Source organism: Comamonas trifloxystrobinivorans, assembly GCF_043359985.1.
Classification (GTDB): domain Bacteria; phylum Pseudomonadota; class Gammaproteobacteria; order Burkholderiales; family Burkholderiaceae_C; genus Comamonas; species Comamonas trifloxystrobinivorans.
This window is the reverse complement of the sequence record NZ_JBHZGV010000010.1, coordinates 70,828-86,151: the sequence shown is the minus strand read 5'-3', so window position 1 is coordinate 86,151 and position 15,324 is coordinate 70,828. Positions and strand designations below refer to the sequence as shown.

Annotated in this window: 14 protein-coding genes; 6 read left to right on the top strand and 8 right to left on the bottom strand. The window is 62.2% G+C overall.

Annotation, left to right across the window (positions count from 1 at the left end):
• Positions 1–191: 191 nt before the first annotated feature.
• Together ACFIQF_RS13515 and ACFIQF_RS13510 are read right to left on the bottom strand one after the other, a co-directional pair.
• Positions 192–482, bottom strand: a complete 291-nt coding sequence (locus ACFIQF_RS13515; protein WP_393943576.1) for an H-NS histone family protein — start codon at positions 480–482, stop codon at positions 192–194.
• Positions 483–619: 137 nt separating this feature from the next.
• Positions 620–1,873 (bottom strand): hemolysin family protein, encoded by a 1,254-nt coding sequence (locus tag ACFIQF_RS13510; protein WP_393943832.1) that lies wholly within the window; start codon positions 1,871–1,873, stop codon positions 620–622.
• Positions 1,874–1,953: 80 nt separating this feature from the next.
• On the opposite strand from ACFIQF_RS13510, the gene ACFIQF_RS13505 reads away from it, so the two are divergent.
• Positions 1,954–2,796: a symmetrical bis(5'-nucleosyl)-tetraphosphatase gene (locus tag ACFIQF_RS13505; RefSeq protein ID WP_393943574.1), complete on the top strand. Its 843-nt coding sequence runs from the start codon at positions 1,954–1,956 to the stop codon at positions 2,794–2,796.
• Between the two features lie 75 nt (positions 2,797–2,871).
• On the opposite strand, the gene ACFIQF_RS13500 is transcribed toward ACFIQF_RS13505, so the two are convergent.
• The 5 genes from ACFIQF_RS13500 to ACFIQF_RS13480 all read right to left on the bottom strand — a co-directional run bounded on the left by ACFIQF_RS13500 (position 2,872) and on the right by ACFIQF_RS13480 (position 8,573).
• The gene (locus ACFIQF_RS13500; protein WP_393943572.1) at positions 2,872–4,320 is read right to left on the bottom strand and encodes a DEAD/DEAH box helicase; all 1,449 of its coding nucleotides are present in this window, start codon (positions 4,318–4,320) and stop codon (positions 2,872–2,874) included.
• A gap of 268 nt (positions 4,321–4,588) precedes the next feature.
• Complete coding sequence (gene ypfJ / locus ACFIQF_RS13495) at positions 4,589–5,464, bottom strand: KPN_02809 family neutral zinc metallopeptidase (RefSeq protein ID WP_393943571.1); 876 nt, start codon at positions 5,462–5,464, stop codon at positions 4,589–4,591.
• 244 nt (positions 5,465–5,708) lie between these two features.
• Positions 5,709–6,275 carry a dCTP deaminase gene (gene dcd / locus ACFIQF_RS13490; RefSeq protein WP_393943569.1) on the bottom strand — a complete coding sequence of 189 codons (567 nt, stop codon included), beginning with the start codon at positions 6,273–6,275 and terminating at the stop codon, positions 5,709–5,711.
• A gap of 126 nt (positions 6,276–6,401) precedes the next feature.
• Complete coding sequence (gene guaD / locus ACFIQF_RS13485) at positions 6,402–7,700, bottom strand: guanine deaminase (RefSeq protein ID WP_393943567.1); 1,299 nt, start codon at positions 7,698–7,700, stop codon at positions 6,402–6,404.
• Positions 7,701–7,766: 66 nt separating this feature from the next.
• Positions 7,767–8,573 carry a TOBE domain-containing protein gene (locus tag ACFIQF_RS13480; protein ID WP_393943566.1) on the bottom strand — a complete coding sequence of 269 codons (807 nt, stop codon included), beginning with the start codon at positions 8,571–8,573 and terminating at the stop codon, positions 7,767–7,769.
• Positions 8,574–8,678: 105 nt separating this feature from the next.
• Here ACFIQF_RS13480 and modA point away from each other — a divergent pair, with 105 nt between their 5' ends.
• From modA to modC, 3 genes are all read left to right on the top strand, one after another.
• On the top strand, positions 8,679–9,434 hold the full coding sequence (gene modA / locus ACFIQF_RS13475; protein ID WP_393943565.1) for a molybdate ABC transporter substrate-binding protein: 756 nt from the start codon (positions 8,679–8,681) through the stop codon (positions 9,432–9,434).
• A 111-nt stretch (positions 9,435–9,545) separates the two neighbouring features.
• The gene (modB, locus tag ACFIQF_RS13470) at positions 9,546–10,244 is read left to right on the top strand and encodes a molybdate ABC transporter permease subunit (RefSeq protein ID WP_393943563.1); all 699 of its coding nucleotides are present in this window, start codon (positions 9,546–9,548) and stop codon (positions 10,242–10,244) included.
• Positions 10,241–11,386 carry a molybdenum ABC transporter ATP-binding protein gene (gene modC, locus ACFIQF_RS13465; protein WP_393943561.1) on the top strand — a complete coding sequence of 382 codons (1,146 nt, stop codon included), beginning with the start codon at positions 10,241–10,243 and terminating at the stop codon, positions 11,384–11,386. The genes modB and modC overlap by 4 nt, the downstream gene beginning before the upstream one ends.
• 72 nt (positions 11,387–11,458) lie before the next feature.
• Here modC and ACFIQF_RS13460 read toward each other — a convergent pair whose 3' ends face one another.
• Positions 11,459–12,115, bottom strand: coding sequence for an OmpA family protein (locus ACFIQF_RS13460; RefSeq protein ID WP_393943559.1), 657 nt, complete (start codon positions 12,113–12,115; stop codon positions 11,459–11,461).
• 457 nt (positions 12,116–12,572) lie between these two features.
• Between ACFIQF_RS13460 and ACFIQF_RS13455 the strand changes: the two genes are divergently transcribed.
• A complete protein-coding gene (locus ACFIQF_RS13455) occupies positions 12,573–13,208 on the top strand; it encodes a TRAP transporter small permease subunit (RefSeq protein ID WP_393943558.1) in 636 nt (211 codons plus the stop codon).
• Positions 13,209–13,227: 19 nt separating this feature from the next.
• On the top strand, positions 13,228–15,066 hold the full coding sequence (locus ACFIQF_RS13450) for a TRAP transporter large permease (protein ID WP_393943556.1): 1,839 nt from the start codon (positions 13,228–13,230) through the stop codon (positions 15,064–15,066).
• The last annotated feature ends 258 nt before the right edge of the window (positions 15,067–15,324 follow it).

Below are 15,324 nucleotides of genomic sequence, written 5' to 3'. Positions count from 1 at the left end.
AGGCATTTGCCTGAGTTTCTGCCTATCTCGATTTAATCAGTAATTAGAGCAATAAGGCTATCGATATATCAATAGTTACCATAGCAACCGACTATGAAAAGCACGAACCTTGTAGCACCCCGCTTGCTCCATATGCTTTTTAGAGGCATAAAAAAACCCGCCGAAGCGGGTTTTTTTGGGGGAAACAGGCATTAGATGGCGAATTTCTCGCGGTCTTGGCCGTCAATCCACTTGGGAGCCTTGCCACGGCCGGTCCAGGTAGCGCCGGTGGCTGGATCGCGGTATTTAGGAGCCACTTTGGCACCCGTGCCAACACCACGGCCGCCACGTGCAGGAGGAAACACGTCTTGCTCGCTCAGGCCATATTCGGCCACCAGGCTACGCACCTTGTCCACCACGTTCTTGAGTTCGTTCTTGCGAATCTCTTCACGCTGGGCTTGCAGGGCGGCCAACTGGGCGTCGATTTCCTTCAAAGTAGTCATGTTTGCGAATCCATTTAATGTTTTTGACCGCTGCAGTATAACCAAAATCTGAAATCAGCCAATGCCCGAGACACTATAGACACATAAAGAAAAAGTAAATTTGTATTTAGTTGATACAACGTGCCGGTTCCGAGCCTTTAGTAATCGGCGTCGCCCAAATCAGGGCGTGCAATTACCTTGTCGACGCGTTTACCCTCCAGCGCCGTCACCTCAAAAACCCAGCCAGCGCAATATATCTTCTCGCCCACCGGTGGCATATGGCCCGATTCCGCCATCAACATACCCGCCAAGGTGTTGTAACGGCCCTTGTCTTCGTCAGGTAATTCCTTGATCTCCAGGCGCGACTTCAGCTCTGATACCGGCATCAAACCATCGAGATACCAGGATCCGTCTTCGTTCTGCACAGCCCAGGCTTCGCTGGCGGCGCCGGGTTTAAGCTCGCCTGTAATGGCTTCGAGCAAATCGCGCGGCGTGATAATGCCTTGCACCACGCCATATTCGTCCACCACAAATATCATGCGGCCGGCACGGGCACGGAACTGCTCCAGCAATTCAAAGCCGCTGAGAGTTTCTGGCACATAGTTAGCCGCCACCGCCAGATCAGCCACCAAGGTGCTCTTGGGATCGGCCACATCCAGCATGTGCGCCACGCGAACCAGGCCCACCACGTTGTCCAGCGACTCGCGGCACACCGGGTACCAGGAGTGCGCGCCCTTGCCGCCGGCGGCACGCACCTCGTGCAAGGCTTCAGCCACCGTCAGGTGCGCATCGAGCCACTGCACATCGCCACGCGGCACCATCATCGAGATCAAGGGGCGGTCGTCCAGATGGAAGACGTTTTGCACCATTTGGTGCTCGTGCTGCTCGATCACGCCGGCGTCGCGGCCTTCATCGAGGCTAGCGACGATTTCTTCTTCAGTCACCGCACGGTTGGATTCGTCCTTGATGCGCAGCAGGCGCAACACCGCCTGGGCCGAAATGGCCAGCAGCCAGACAAAGGGCTTGGCGACCTTGGACACCCAGGTCAGCGGCAGCGCGATCACGCGCGACGAGGCTTCTGGGTACATTTGACCGATGCGCTTGGGCACCAGCTCGCCAAACACGATGGTCATGAAAGTAATGACGATAATCACCGTCGCCGTGGCGACCACCGAGGCGACCGAGTTGGGCACGCCCACCGTCATCAGCCAATCTGCCAGACCTGCGCTGAAAGCAGCCTCGCCAAAAATGCCATTGAGCATGCCAATCGAGGTGATGCCCACCTGGATTGACGAGAGAAACTGGGTAGGATTGTCGAGCAGATCCAGCGCCGCTTTGGCGCCCTTATCGCCGCTTTCTGCCATGGCCAGCAAGCGTGACTTGCGGCTGCTGGCCAGCGCCAGCTCCGACATGGCAAAGACGCCGTTGAGCAGGGTCAAAAGCGCGATCAAGAGTACGTCTAACAAAATAGTTCAAAAGTAGTTCAACAAGCATGTCACTGTACTGTATTGGAGATATCCAGGGATGCGATGGCGCTTTGCAGCGCCTGCTCGAGACCATCGATTTCTCGCCCAGCCGCGACACCGTCTACCTCGTGGGCGACCTGGTCAACCGGGGGCCGGATTCGGAAAAAACCCTGCGCCGCTGCATGGCTTCGGGCGGCAGCATCAGGGCTCTGCTCGGCAACCACGACCTGCACCTGCTGGCTGCTGCCAACGGTCGGCGCAAATTCTCCCGCCGCGACACCTTGCTGCAAGTGCTGGAGGCACCCGATGCAGCGCAGCTGCTGCAGTGGGTGCGCGAGCAGCCCTTGGTCCGCACGCACGAGCTGGGCGGCGAAACCCTGCTGATGGTGCACGCCGGCGTGCACAAAAACTGGAGCCTGGCCGACACGCTGCGCTATGCACGCGAGGTGGAAACCGTGCTGCAAAGTCCTGATCTACCTCAGTTTTTGCAGGCCATGTACGGCAACGAGCCAAACCAGTGGAGCGAGCAACTGGGCGGCATGGAGCGCTTGCGCGTCATCACCAATGTGCTCACCCGCATGCGTTTTTGCGCGCCCGATGGCAGCATGGACTTTGACAGCGCCGAAAGCGCCGCCGACGCCCCGCCTGGCCTGATGCCCTGGTTTGATCTACCGGGCCGCGCCGCCGCCAACACCACGATCGCCTTTGGCCACTGGTCCACGCTGGGCGAGCTGAACCGCCCGCATCTGATCGCGCTCGATACCGGCTGCGTCTGGGGCGGCTGCCTGACGGCCGTGCGCTTTGGCGCAAACCTGGCGGAACGGGAGCTGATCCATGTGCAGTGCGAGCAAGCACAGCAACCCGGTTAAGCCTTACCCAGCGAGCAGATACAAAAAAGCCTCTGAACCATGCAGAGGCTTTTTTCTTGGGTTGGCGGCAGAGAATCAGGATTCGCTGTTGCCGTTGCTAACAGGCATGGGTTTGAACAGCGCTGCCACCTTGCGGCGGGCCTTGGTGCTGGCAGCACCGCGGGCGGGCACCGGCTTGGCGCTGGCATCCCAGGCAGCGGGCTCGGCAGCCTTGGCTTCGTAAGGCTTGTCAAAGAACGGATCGCGCGAAACAGGCGCCGGGCGGTAGCGCTCGCGGCGGTCTTGCGGCTCTTCTTCACGGCTGCGGTCGCGGCTGCGCGTATCACGGCGCTCGCGGTGGCCGTCGTTATAACGGTCGCGGTCGCCACCGCCACGGCTGCGCTCTTCCAGCGCAAACGGCTCGACGTCGATTTTCTTCTTGGTGAGCTTTTCAATATCGCTCACATGGCGTGCATCAGCGCCCGTCACCAGCGTTACCGCCAGGCCGGATGCGCCAGCGCGGCCGGTACGGCCAATGCGGTGCACGTAGTCTTCGGCGTTGAAGGGCACGTCGAAGTTGAAAACCGCCGGCACGTCCTTGATGTCCAGGCCACGGGCGGCCACATCGGTACACACCAGCAGATCGACTTCGCCTTGCTTGAAGGCTTCCAGCGCCTTCAAGCGCTCGTCCTGGCTTTTATCGCCGTGCAAAGCGGCAGCCCGCAGGCCGTCGCGCTCCAGCGAGCGCGTCAGACGGGCGCAGCCGAGCTTGCTGTTGACGAAAACGAAAGCTTGGCGGATCTGGCGGTCGCGCAGCACCTTGACGAGCACGCGGCGCTTGTCGTCGTCGCTGGCACTGAAAAAGCGCTGCTCCACCGTGGACGCGGTTTCGTTGGGGCGCGCCACCTCGATCGTGATCGGGTCTTGCAGGTAGCTGCCGGCCAGGCGCTTGATCTCGGGCGAGAAAGTGGCCGAGAACAGCAAGGTGGTGCGCTTTTTAGGCAGGTACGACAGGATGCGCTGCAGATCGGGCAGGAAACCGATGTCGAGCATGCGGTCGGCCTCGTCCAGCACCACGTATTCCACCTGGTTGAGCACGGCGTTCTTGGCTTCGATGTGGTCGAGCAAGCGGCCAGGCGTGGCCACCAGCACCTCAACGCCTTTTTTCAGCTCGATGGTCTGCGGCTTCATGTCCATACCGCCAAACACCACGGTGCTGCGCAGCTTGGTGTGCTTGGCAAACTGGGCAATCTGCTGGGCCACCTGGTCAGCCAGCTCACGCGTGGGCAGCAGCACCAGAGCGCGCACCGGGTGGCGGGCTGGCGAGGCAGAGCTGTTTTCGTGCGCCATCATGCGCTGCAGCAGCGGCAGCGAGAAGGCGGCCGTCTTGCCGGTACCCGTTTGGGCCGCGCCCATGACGTCTTTGCCCGTCAGCACCACAGGGATCGCCTGGGCCTGGATAGGCGTCATGGATTCGTAGCCCATCTCGGCGATGGCTTTGGCCAAGGGCTCGGCCAGATGTAGGTTGGAGAAAGAATTTGTCATGTAAGCCCCCTATTGTCGCACTCTGGACAAATCGTTGCTGCGCTTAACCCCGTACCCGCTTACGGATTGGGGCCGGGTTTTGCACGCAAGCGTGCTACGGCGTATGGGAAAGCCAGGGCCGATGCTGAAGCGGGTCGCTGTCCAGCGCAGGCTCGTGCGCCAAAATGAAAAAGCTGCCAGCGCTCTTTGCAGCCGCGTTTCCCTCGAAACACGCCTTGCATCGACCACTGGCAGCCAAGATCCTCAGGCTGGGTGAACAGCCATCCGCTTACAAACTGCCCGCGTTGAAGGTGTCGCAAGACTGCACGCTGCCCGTCTTGTAACCTTGGGTGAACCAACGCACGCGCTGCGCGCTGGAGCCGTGGGTGAAGCTGTCGGGGCGCACCACGCCGGTCGATTCGCGCTGCAGCTTGTCGTCGCCAATCTGCTGGGCGGCGTTCACGGCCGATTCAATATCGCCCTGCTCCAGCCAGCTCTTGGCCTGCTGCGAGTGGTTGGCCCAAATGCCGGCATAGCAGTCAGCCTGCAACTCCAGGCGCACCGAGAGCGCGTTCTGGTCGCGCTCGCTAATGCGGCCGCGCATGCCGTCCACCTTGCCCGAGATGCCGAGCAGGTTCTGCACATGGTGACCTACCTCATGCGCCACCACGTAGGCGCGGGCAAATTCGCCGGGTGCGCCGAGCTGGCGGCTCATGGTGTTGAAAAAGTCCATGTCCAGATAGACCTTGTAATCGGCCGGGCAGTAGAACGGGCCCATGGCCGCCTGGCCGGTGCCGCAAGCCGTGCGGGTAGCGCCGGTGAACAGCACCAGGCGCGGCGCCTGGTATTGCGCGCCGCTCTTGGCAAAAATATCGCCCCACACGTCTTCGGTCGATGCCAGCACCGTTTTCACAAAACGGCCGCCCGCGTCGTTGGACGCTGCCTGTGGCGCAGGCGCACTTTGCGGTGCCGACGAGCCGCTGCCCGAGAGCACGCCAATGGTGGTGAGCGGGTTGATGCCGAACACGCCCCAGCCAATCAGCGCGATCACGATCGTGCCAATGCCGATGCTGCGCCCGCCAATGCCAAAGCCGCCGCCTCCGCCGCCACCCTGGCCGCGCCGGTCTTCCACGTTCTCAGACTCGCGATTGCCTTCCCATTTCATCGTCTCTCTCCTTGCGCCGCTCTGACGCCACCTATATCTTGTTGAGCTGCCCGCTACAGTAGCGCAATTGTGGCCGCTGTGCCTGTTGCGCAACGCGGCCGCGCCGTGCCTGCGGGACAGCATTTCACCCAATTGAACAAAATTTGCAAATCGCTAACAGACGCGGCGCGTCCAGCTCTCGCGCCGGTAATCACAAAAAAAGCCATCCGCTACGGGGATGGCTTTTGCTGGTTGCCGGCGGCTATCAGGCCTTGGGCAAAGTCACGCCGTGCTGGCCCTGGTACTTGCCGTTGCGGTCCTTGTAGCTCACCTCGCACTCCTCGTCACCCTTGAAGAACAAGACCTGCGCGCAGCCTTCACCGGCATAAATCTTGGCGGGCAGCGGCGTGGTGTTCGAGAACTCCAGCGTCACATAGCCTTCCCACTCGGGCTCGAACGGCGTCACGTTGACGATGATGCCGCAGCGCGCATAGGTGCTCTTGCCGAGGCAGACCGTCAGCACATCGCGCGGAATGCGGAAATACTCCACGGTGCGGGCTAGCGCAAAGCTGTTGGGCGGGATGATGCAGTAATCACCTTCGAAATCGACAAAGCTCTTTTCGTCGAAATTCTTCGGATCGACCACGGTGCTGTGGATGTTGGTGAAGACCTTGAACTCGCGCGCGCAGCGGATGTCGTAGCCGTAGCTCGATGTGCCGTAGCTGATGATCTTCTTGCCATCGACCTGGCGCACCTGGCCGGGCTCAAACGGCTCGATCATGCCGTGCTGTTCTGCCATGCGGCGGATCCACTTGTCGCTTTGAATGCTCATGTCTAAAACTCCTGGGCGGTGATTGTAGCGAATGGCTTGTGATCACCGAGCGCGAGGGTCTACTATCGTTTTCATAGCTGGCGGGGCTTGCACGCCAGTTGAGGAACCCCACTCCAGCGGCAGAAATCAAGCTTGGGTGGCGATGTGCGTCTGCTCGACCAGGCGGTCGTCGCCCAGGATGACCATGCCAAAGAGCAGCTCGTCGAGGTTGCGCGCCTGGTCGGCCTTGCGCGCCAGCAGCGGCGTGGCACGCGGGTTGAGCACCACAAAATCGGCCTCGCAGCCCGGTTGCAGGTTGCCCACCACGCCTTGCAAGCCCAGCGCCCGCGCCGCGCCTGCCGTGTGCTGCCACCACAAATGCTGCGGCGACAGGCTTTGGCCCTGCTTGGCATGGCCTTCGCGGCCCACCACATAGGCGGCCTGCATGGTGCGGAAAGGCGAAAAGCTCATGCCGCCGCCCACATCGCTGGCCAGGCCGTAGAGCATGTGTGCCTCGTCGGCCTTTTGGTAATCGAAATAGCCGCTGGAGAGAAACAAATTGCTGGTAGGGCTTACCGCGGCGGCGGATTTTGTCTCGCGCATCAGCTGGCGGTCGGCCGCATCGAGCCAGATGCAGTGCGCATACACGGCGCGCTCGCGCATCAAACCGAAATCGTCGTACACGGCCAAATAACTGCGCGCCGCCGGGAAAAGCTCTTTCACCCAGGCGATCTCGTCCAGGTTTTCTGCCACGTGCGACTGGATCCACACATCGCTGTACTTGGCCGCCAGCTCACCCGCGCCGCGCAACTGCGCTGGCGTGCTGGTGGGCGCAAAGCGCGGCGTGATCGCGTAGCCGAGCCGGTCCACGCCATGCCAGCGCTGGATCAGGGCTTCGGTATCGACCAGGCTTTGTTCGGTATCGTCGCGCACGCCGTCCGGGCTGTTGCGGTCTTGCAGCACCTTGCCGGCGATCAGCCGCATGCGGCGCTTTTGCGCGGCCGCCATGATCGCGTCTACCGATGCCGGGTGCGAAGTGGCAAAGGCCAAGGCCGTGGTCACACCGTTGCGCAGCAACTCATCGGCAAAAAAATCGGCCACGCCATCGGCATAGGCCCGATCGTGAAAGCGCGATTCGTGCGGAAAAGTGTAGTTCTCCAGCCAGGGCAGCAAGCCGCTGGCGGGCGCACCGATCACATCGGTCTGCGGGTAGTGGATGTGCATGTCGACAAAGCCCGGCGCAATGATGCGGCCCGGCAGGTGCTCCACCACCACCTCGCCGCCCGGCTGGCCCAGGTACTGCTTGTGCAAAGCCTGCCAACTGCCTGCGGCCAGCACGCGCTCGCGGCCGTCGCTGCCGGGCGCGGTGGCCAGCAGGCCGTCTTCGTCGTACAGCGCCTGGCCGTCGTCGTTGAAACGCAGGAGAGAGGATCGGTAAATATGCATGCGGCAAGCTTAACCGCGCTGACCCGGCGTTTTATACGGTTGCGCTTATAGAGCCCACATCGCTGATTACTCGCCGCTCAGCGCAATCACCACGGCCGAAGGCTCTACCTGCACTTGCACGGCAGCACGTACGCGCAGCGAAGTGGCTTGGCGGCTAAAGCCGACCAGCTGCACACCAGCGTCCACGCTCACCGCCAGCTCTTGCACCGCGCCGCCGCGCGTGGCACGGGCCACAGTGCCGCGCCAGCTGTTGGCGGCTGGCGGCTCTGCACAATCGGCTGCAGTAACACTCACCGCCGTGGCCTTGCACATGGCCAGCACCGGCAAGCCGGGCCGCAAGCCCAGCAACTGGGCGCTCTCTTGGGTGATGTGCGAGCGCACGACAAAAGCTTGCGCGCCCGCTTCAGCACCATGCATTTGCACCACCACCAGCGGCCCGCTGCGGCTGACCTTGGCCACCACACAAGGCCATTGGTTGCGCATGCTGGTAACCACCTGCAAACGTGCCAGCGTGGTGGCCACTGAAATAACTGCCGGCCCCGCATCACTCTGGCGCGCCTGAGCCTGCTGCAACTGTGCTTGCAACTGCTCGCGCGCCTGGCCCATGGCATCGGCCGCTTCCAGCAGCAGCAAGGCATCGGGCGTCAGCAAAGCACCACCGCCGCCTTTGCCGCCCACGCTGCGCTGCACCAATTGCACACCGGCCAGATTGGACAGCGTATCGAGCGCCTGCCAGGCCGCCTTGTAGCTGATGCCCACCTGGCGCGCAGCCTCCGAGATGGAGCCGCAGACCTGGATGTGGCGCAGCACTTCGATGCGGCGGTCGGAGCGCTTCTCGGCGAGCGCAGCGGCTAGCGATGCTTGGCGATTCATGGCGCGCATCTTCGCACGCTTTGTGCGGCCATCGGCCCAGGCGCTTGGTCGGTCCGGCAAATCTGGCTACACTCGCTATTCCATTTAAGAATAGCGAAACTTGCCATGAAAGCCTTGCGCCTTGCCCCTCTCGCCCTTTGCCTGTTGACCGCTTTCGGCAGCGTTGCCCATGCCGATGAGGTAGCCGTGGCAGTGGCCGCCAACTTCACCGCGCCCATGCAAAAAATTGCTGCGCAGTTTGAGAAAGACACCGGCCACAAAGCCGTGCTGTCGTTTGGCGCCACCGGCAAGTTCTACGCCCAGATCAACAATGGCGCGCCCTTTGGCATCTTGCTCGCTGCCGACGACAGCACGCCCGAAAAGCTGGCCAAGGAAGGCAAGGGCGTAGACGCCAGCCGCTTTACCTACGCCATCGGCCAGCTGGTGCTGTGGAGCAAGCAAGCGGGCTATGTGGATGCGCAAGGCGCCGTGCTCAAAACCGGCGATTACCAGCACATTGCCGTGGCCAACCCCAAGCTCGCGCCCTACGGCCAGGCCGCCATGGAGACGCTGAACAAGCTGGGGCTGTCAGCCCAGGTCACGCCCAAGATCGTGCAGGGCGAGAACATCGGCCAAACCTACCAGTTCGCCGCCAGCGGCAATGCGCAACTGGGATTTGTAGCGCTCTCGCAGGTGATGGAAGACGGCAAGCTGCGCGAAGGCTCGGCCTGGGTCGTGCCCAAAACCATGCACGAGCCGATTCGCCAAGACGCCATCGTGCTGAACAACGCCAAAGACAACGCCGCCGCCAAAGCGTTGATGGAGTACCTGAAAGGCGAAAAGGCCCGAGCGATCATCCAATCCTACGGCTACGCATTCTGAATGCCAGACAATCGCAACAGCCACTGAATTGCGTTCTGCCCACAGCGTCCGCGCAAGCCCTGCGCGGACGTTTTCTCAGCCCACTGCCCACACCAACCACACGCCGCCACTGTGAGCCCTCCCCTCCTCAGCCCTGACGACTGGGCCGCCATCTGGTTGACGCTGGAGCTCGCCAGCGTCACCACCGTTTTGCTTTTGGTACTGGCCACACCGCTGGCCTGGTGGCTGGCGCATACGCGCTCGCGCTGGCGCGGTCCGATTGGCGCCGTGGTGACGCTGCCGCTGGTGCTGCCGCCCACAGTAATCGGCTTTTATCTGCTGGTGCTGATGGGCCCGAATGGCCCCATCGGCCAGCTCACGCAGGCGCTGGGTCTGGGCCGCTTGCCTTTCACCTTTGCCGGGCTGGTGGTGGGCTCACTCGTGTATTCACTGCCGTTTGCCACGCAACCGCTGCAGCGCGCTTTTGAGGCGCTGGGCGCTCGCCCGCTGGAAGTAGCGGCCACCTTGGGCGCCAGCCGCATCGACCGTTTCTTCAGCGTGGTGCTGCCGCTGGCGCGGCCAGGCTTTGTCACCGCCGCCGTGCTGACCTTTGCGCACACGGTGGGCGAGTTCGGCATTGTGCTCATGCTGGGTGGCAATATTCCAGGCCAGACGCGCGTGGTCTCGGTGCAAATCTACGACCACGTAGAAGCCATGGAATACGCACAAGCCCATTGGCTGGCTGGCGGCATGGTGGTGTTTGCCTTTGTGGTATTGGTAGCGCTGCAGTGGCTGCAGCCGCGTGACAAAAACCATGCGAGCCCGCTATGAACGATACGCACAGCAAAAACGGCATTGCCGCGCGCCTGCGCTTGCGACGCGCTGATTTTGTGCTTGATGTGGATGTGCACTTGCCCGGCCACGGCGTCACTGCGCTGTTTGGCCCCTCGGGCTGCGGCAAGACCAGCGTACTGCGCAGCCTCGCCGGGCTGGAGCGCGCTGAAGGCCGGGTCGCCGTGCATGGCGAAATCTGGCAGGACGACGCCAGCCGCCACTGGCTGCCCACGCACCAGCGGGCGCTGGGCTATGTCTTCCAGGAAGCCAGCCTGTTCCCGCACCTGAGCGCGCAAGACAATATCCGCTACGGCCTGCGCCGCACGCCTGCCACGCGGCAACGCGTGCAGTTGGAGCAGCTGGTAGAGCTGCTCGGCATTGGCCCGCTGCTGCCGCGCAAACCGGCCACTTTGTCGGGCGGCGAGCGCCAGCGCGTAGCCATTGCCCGAGCGCTGGCCACCAGCCCGCGTGTGCTGTTGATGGACGAGCCCTTGGCTGCGCTGGACGCCGAACGCAAGGCCGAGCTGCTGCCTTATCTGGACCAGCTCAGCGAGCAGCTCGCGCTGCCGATTCTCTACGTCAGCCACTCCATCGAAGAAGTGAGCCGCCTGGCCGACCAGGTGCTGCTGCTGCAAGCCGGCCGCGTGGTAGCGCAAGGCCCGGTGGCCGAGCTGCTGACGCAACTCGACTCACCCCTCGCCCAAGCCCTGCCCGATGCGCAGCAGGCCAGCATCATCGAAGGCAGCGTTTGCGCGCACGATGCGCAAGACCATTTGTGGAGCATGCAGATCGGCCAACAAAGCCCGCTACAACTGCACTGGACAGAAGCCGCCGCGCACTATCAGCACGGCGAACGAGTGCGCCTGCGCGTACTGGCCCGCGATGTGAGCCTGTCGCTGCAGGCGCAAAGCGGCAGCTCCATCCTCAACAGCTTGCCCGCCGTCGTGAGCGCCGTGCACGCCAGCGCGCCCGGCCAGGTATTGGTGCAATTGCAGCTGCAACACGCATCCACAGCCGCTCGCGCGGAAGCCCAGCCACAACTGCTGGCACTGGTCTCCGCCCGCTCATCCCGCCTGCTGCAGCTCGCGCCTGGATTGGCCGTACATGCGCAGCTCAAGGGCGTGGCGGTGTTGCGCTGAACGCTTTTTGGCGCGCCAGAAAACAAAAAAGCCCGGATCGCTCCGGGCTTTTTGCTGTGAGAGGAAAGCCGCTTACTTGGCCAGCACCACTTCCACACGGCGAGCAGCCGCATTGTTGCCAGCGTTTTCCACGGCTTCGGGCTTCTTGAGCTCCAGCTTGTCTTCGCTCACGCCCAGGGCCACCAGCGCGTCGCGCACGGCAAAGGCACGTTGCTTGGCCAGTTCGGCGTTCTTGTCGGCGTCGCCGGTAGCGTCGGTGTAGCCCGAGATCACGCCACGTTGGCCGGCCTTGATACCTGCCACCACATCGGCCAGGGCTTCGTTGCCGCCAGGAGCCAGCTCGGCCTTGCCGGTAGCGAAGAAGAACTTGACCACACCGTTTTCGATCAGCACGCGGGCAGCATCGTCGCCAGCGGCAGCGGCAGCGGCAGAACCGGCAGCGCCAGCGGTAGCGCCTGCAGCAGCGCCATTTGCGGCGCCAGCAGCTTGGGCATTGGCATCAGCCGTTGCACCAGCCGCTGGGGCGGCGGCAACGGGGCCTACCGATGCGCGGCTAGGCTCACCGGTCTGCACCTTGGCGGCAGTGACTGCGCCCTTGGCCGACTTGGCACCGTGGATGCCCTTATAGGCACCAAACCACAGCACGCTCAGCACCACCAGGGTGATCAGGGCAAAAACCAGGCCCAAGGCAAAGCGCTCGTCACTGTCATTGTTTTGCGAGGAACTCACTGTCAAACTCCAAGCACCACAGGGTGCATTAAGACAAAGAAAAGGGAAAGAGAAACTGGGCCGCCCGCCCCTTTTGCCAGCGCCGCAGCGCCAGCCGTCAGCCAGGGCACAACGGGTCGAGCGCGATTGTAACCAGATCGGCAGGCCGGCGCTGTTGCCACAGCGTCCCGATCTGGCTCAATAACAGAGCCCGGCTAGGGGTCAGACCGGAGATGGCCTGGCCTTCAAACTGCAAAAATAGATAGCAGGAAACGCTGATGAGGCGCGCAAACCCTAGTACTTACCCTTGTTTTTCAGGCTGTCAGGAAAAAATATTTTTATTTCCTGATCGTCCATGCAACAAGTCACGCAAGAAACCAGGTTGCGATTCGTAAAATCAGTGCTTTTTCACAATGCGTACGCCCGCTTACCGGCGAGCAAGCGCAGCTTCTCGGAATAGCCATCCATTGGAGACACCATGCAGGCTTTACTTGCCCTATCCAGGGCCATCGACAGGCTCAATGCCTTCGTCGGCAAATATTCCATCTGGTTGATATTTGCCGCCACCTTCATCAGCGCCGCCAATGCCATCGTTCGAAAAGCGTTCGACACCAGTTCGAACGCTTTTTTGGAGGTGCAGTGGTATTTGTTTGCCTGGTCGTTTCTGATCGCCGCTGGCTACACCTTGCTGCACCGCGAGCATGTGCGCATTGATGTGGTCAACTCGCGCCTGTCGAAAAAGGCGCAGGTGTGGATCGACATCATCGGTTTCGCCTTCTTCCTGACGCCGCTGTGCCTGACCATTCTCTGGCTGTCGATGCCGGTGGTGATCCAGATGTACCAGTCGGGCGAAGTCTCGGGCAACCCCGGTGGCCTGATCCGCTGGCCCGTATGGGCTGCCATTCCCGTGGGTATTACTTTGCTGCTGCTGCAAGGTATCTCCGAGCTGATCAAGCGCATTGCCTTCCTCAGCGGAGACGGCCCCGATCCAATGGGCAAGCTCAGCGACAAGAGCGCCGAGGAAGAGCTGGCCGAGGCCCTGCGCGCCGAAGCCGAACTCAAACAACAACAACAAGCCCTGGCTGCCCAGCAAGCCAGTGCTGGCAAAGCCTGAGCGGTAGCGGGAGACACTGATGGAATTTCTCACTACCAACTACGCCCCGATCATGTTCGCGGGCCTGATCTGCTTTTTGCTGCTGGGCTTTCCGGTGGCGTTCAGCCTGGGCGCTGCCGGCCTGATGTTCGGCTTTCTGGGTATCGAGCTGGGCGTATTCCCCAGCTCGGTGATGGCCTGGCTGCCCCAGCGCCTGATCGGCATCATGGCCAACGACACCTTGCTGGCCGTGCCCTTCTTCACCTTGATGGGCCTGATTCTGGAGCGCTCGGGCATGGCCGAGGACTTGCTCGACACGGTCGGCCAGGTGTTCGGCCCGATCCGCGGCGGTTTGGCGCTGGCGGTGATTTTTGTGGGCGCGCTGCTCGCAGCTACCACCGGCGTGGTGGCCGCTTCGGTGATCTCGATGGGCCTGATCTCGCTGCCCATCATGCTGCGCTACGGCTATGACCGCCGCCTGGCATCGGGCGTGATTGCCGCATCCGGCACGCTGGCGCAGATCATTCCGCCATCGCTGGTGCTGATTCTGATGGCCGACCAGCTGGGCAAGAGCGTGGGCGACATGTACAAGGGCGCCTTCATCCCCGGCTTCATGCTGATGGGCCTGTATGTGCTGTGGGTCATGACGCTGGCCGTCTTCAAGCCCAAGATGGTGCCGGCCCTGCCACCAGAGGCACGCATTTACCGCGAAGCCAATGGCAGCGGCGGCTACACCTCGCTGGTGGTGGTGATGGCCATCTCGGCCGCAGTCTCGATCTTCCTTGCCAGCCACATGGCTGACATCCACACCTGGTGGGAAGGCAAGCTGGTCACCGACGTGGCCACCGACGAAAAGATCGTCACCGCCATGTGCGGCGGCACCTTCATCGCCTTCGTGATTGCCTCGATCAACAGCATCTTCAAACTGGGCCTGCTGTCCAAGCTGGCCGAGCGTGTTACCTTTGTGCTGATTCCGCCACTGCTGCTGATCTTCCTGGTGCTGGGCACCATCTTCCTGGGTATTGCCACGCCTACCGAAGGCGGCGCCATGGGCGCCATGGCCGCGCTGATCATGGGCTTTGCCCGCAAGCGCCTGAACATGAGCCTGCTCAAGCAAGCGCTGGGCTCCACCACCAAGCTGGCCAGCTTTGTGATGTTCATCATGATCGGCGCCACCACCTTCTCGCTGGTATTCCAGGCGGCCGACGGCCCCAAGTGGGTGGAGCACCTGCTGACCAGCCTGCCCGGCGGCCAGACCGGCTTCCTGATCGTGGTGAACATCATGATCTTCTTCCTGGCCTTCTTCCTGGACTACTTTGAGCTCTCGTTCATTGTGGTGCCACTGCTCGGCCCGGTGGCGGAGAAGATGGGCATCGACCTGATCTGGTTCGGCGTGCTGCTGGCCGTGAACATGCAAACCTCGTTCATGCACCCGCCGTTCGGTTTTGCACTGTTCTTCCTGCGCTCGGTGGCGCCCGACAAGCAGTATGTGGACCGCGTGACACACAAGGTGATCGAGCCGGTGACCACCATGCAGATCTACAAGGGCGCCGTGCCGTTTGTGTTGATGCAGCTGGTCATGGTGGGTACCTTGATCGCCTTCCCAGGCATCGTGACTGGCGCGCTCGACAAAAAGGTCGAGGTCGACATGAACAAGGTCAACGCCGAGATGATGCAGCAGCTCAACGACTCTGGCGGCGGCTATGGCGACAATCCATTCGCCACACCGGAGAGCAACGACACGCCGGCCGATGCGCCAGCCGCAGGCAGCGACGGCGCAGCACCCTCGCCCGCTCCAGCGGCCGAAGGCGGCTACGGCTCGGACGACCCGGCCAAGGCCCTGCAAGAATCGCTGGGCACCGAGCCAGCGGCCAAGTAAGCGCACTTGCCCCAAAACCAAGCCCCGGTTCGCCGGGGCTTTTTTCATCTTTCATTCCAGGTGGGCCTGGACCTGGTGCCTGTTTTTACAGAGCATTGGCGGCCGACTGGTGAGGCTCTTGTTGGCACGACACGCAGGCTATTGACCGCCCAAGTACGGAGCTGGCCAGCCAGGACAAGACCCGACCAGCTGCGGCCAGCAATGCCGCCAGCAGCAGCTAAAAAACTACCAGCCAAAGACAGCAAGCAACGAGAAACC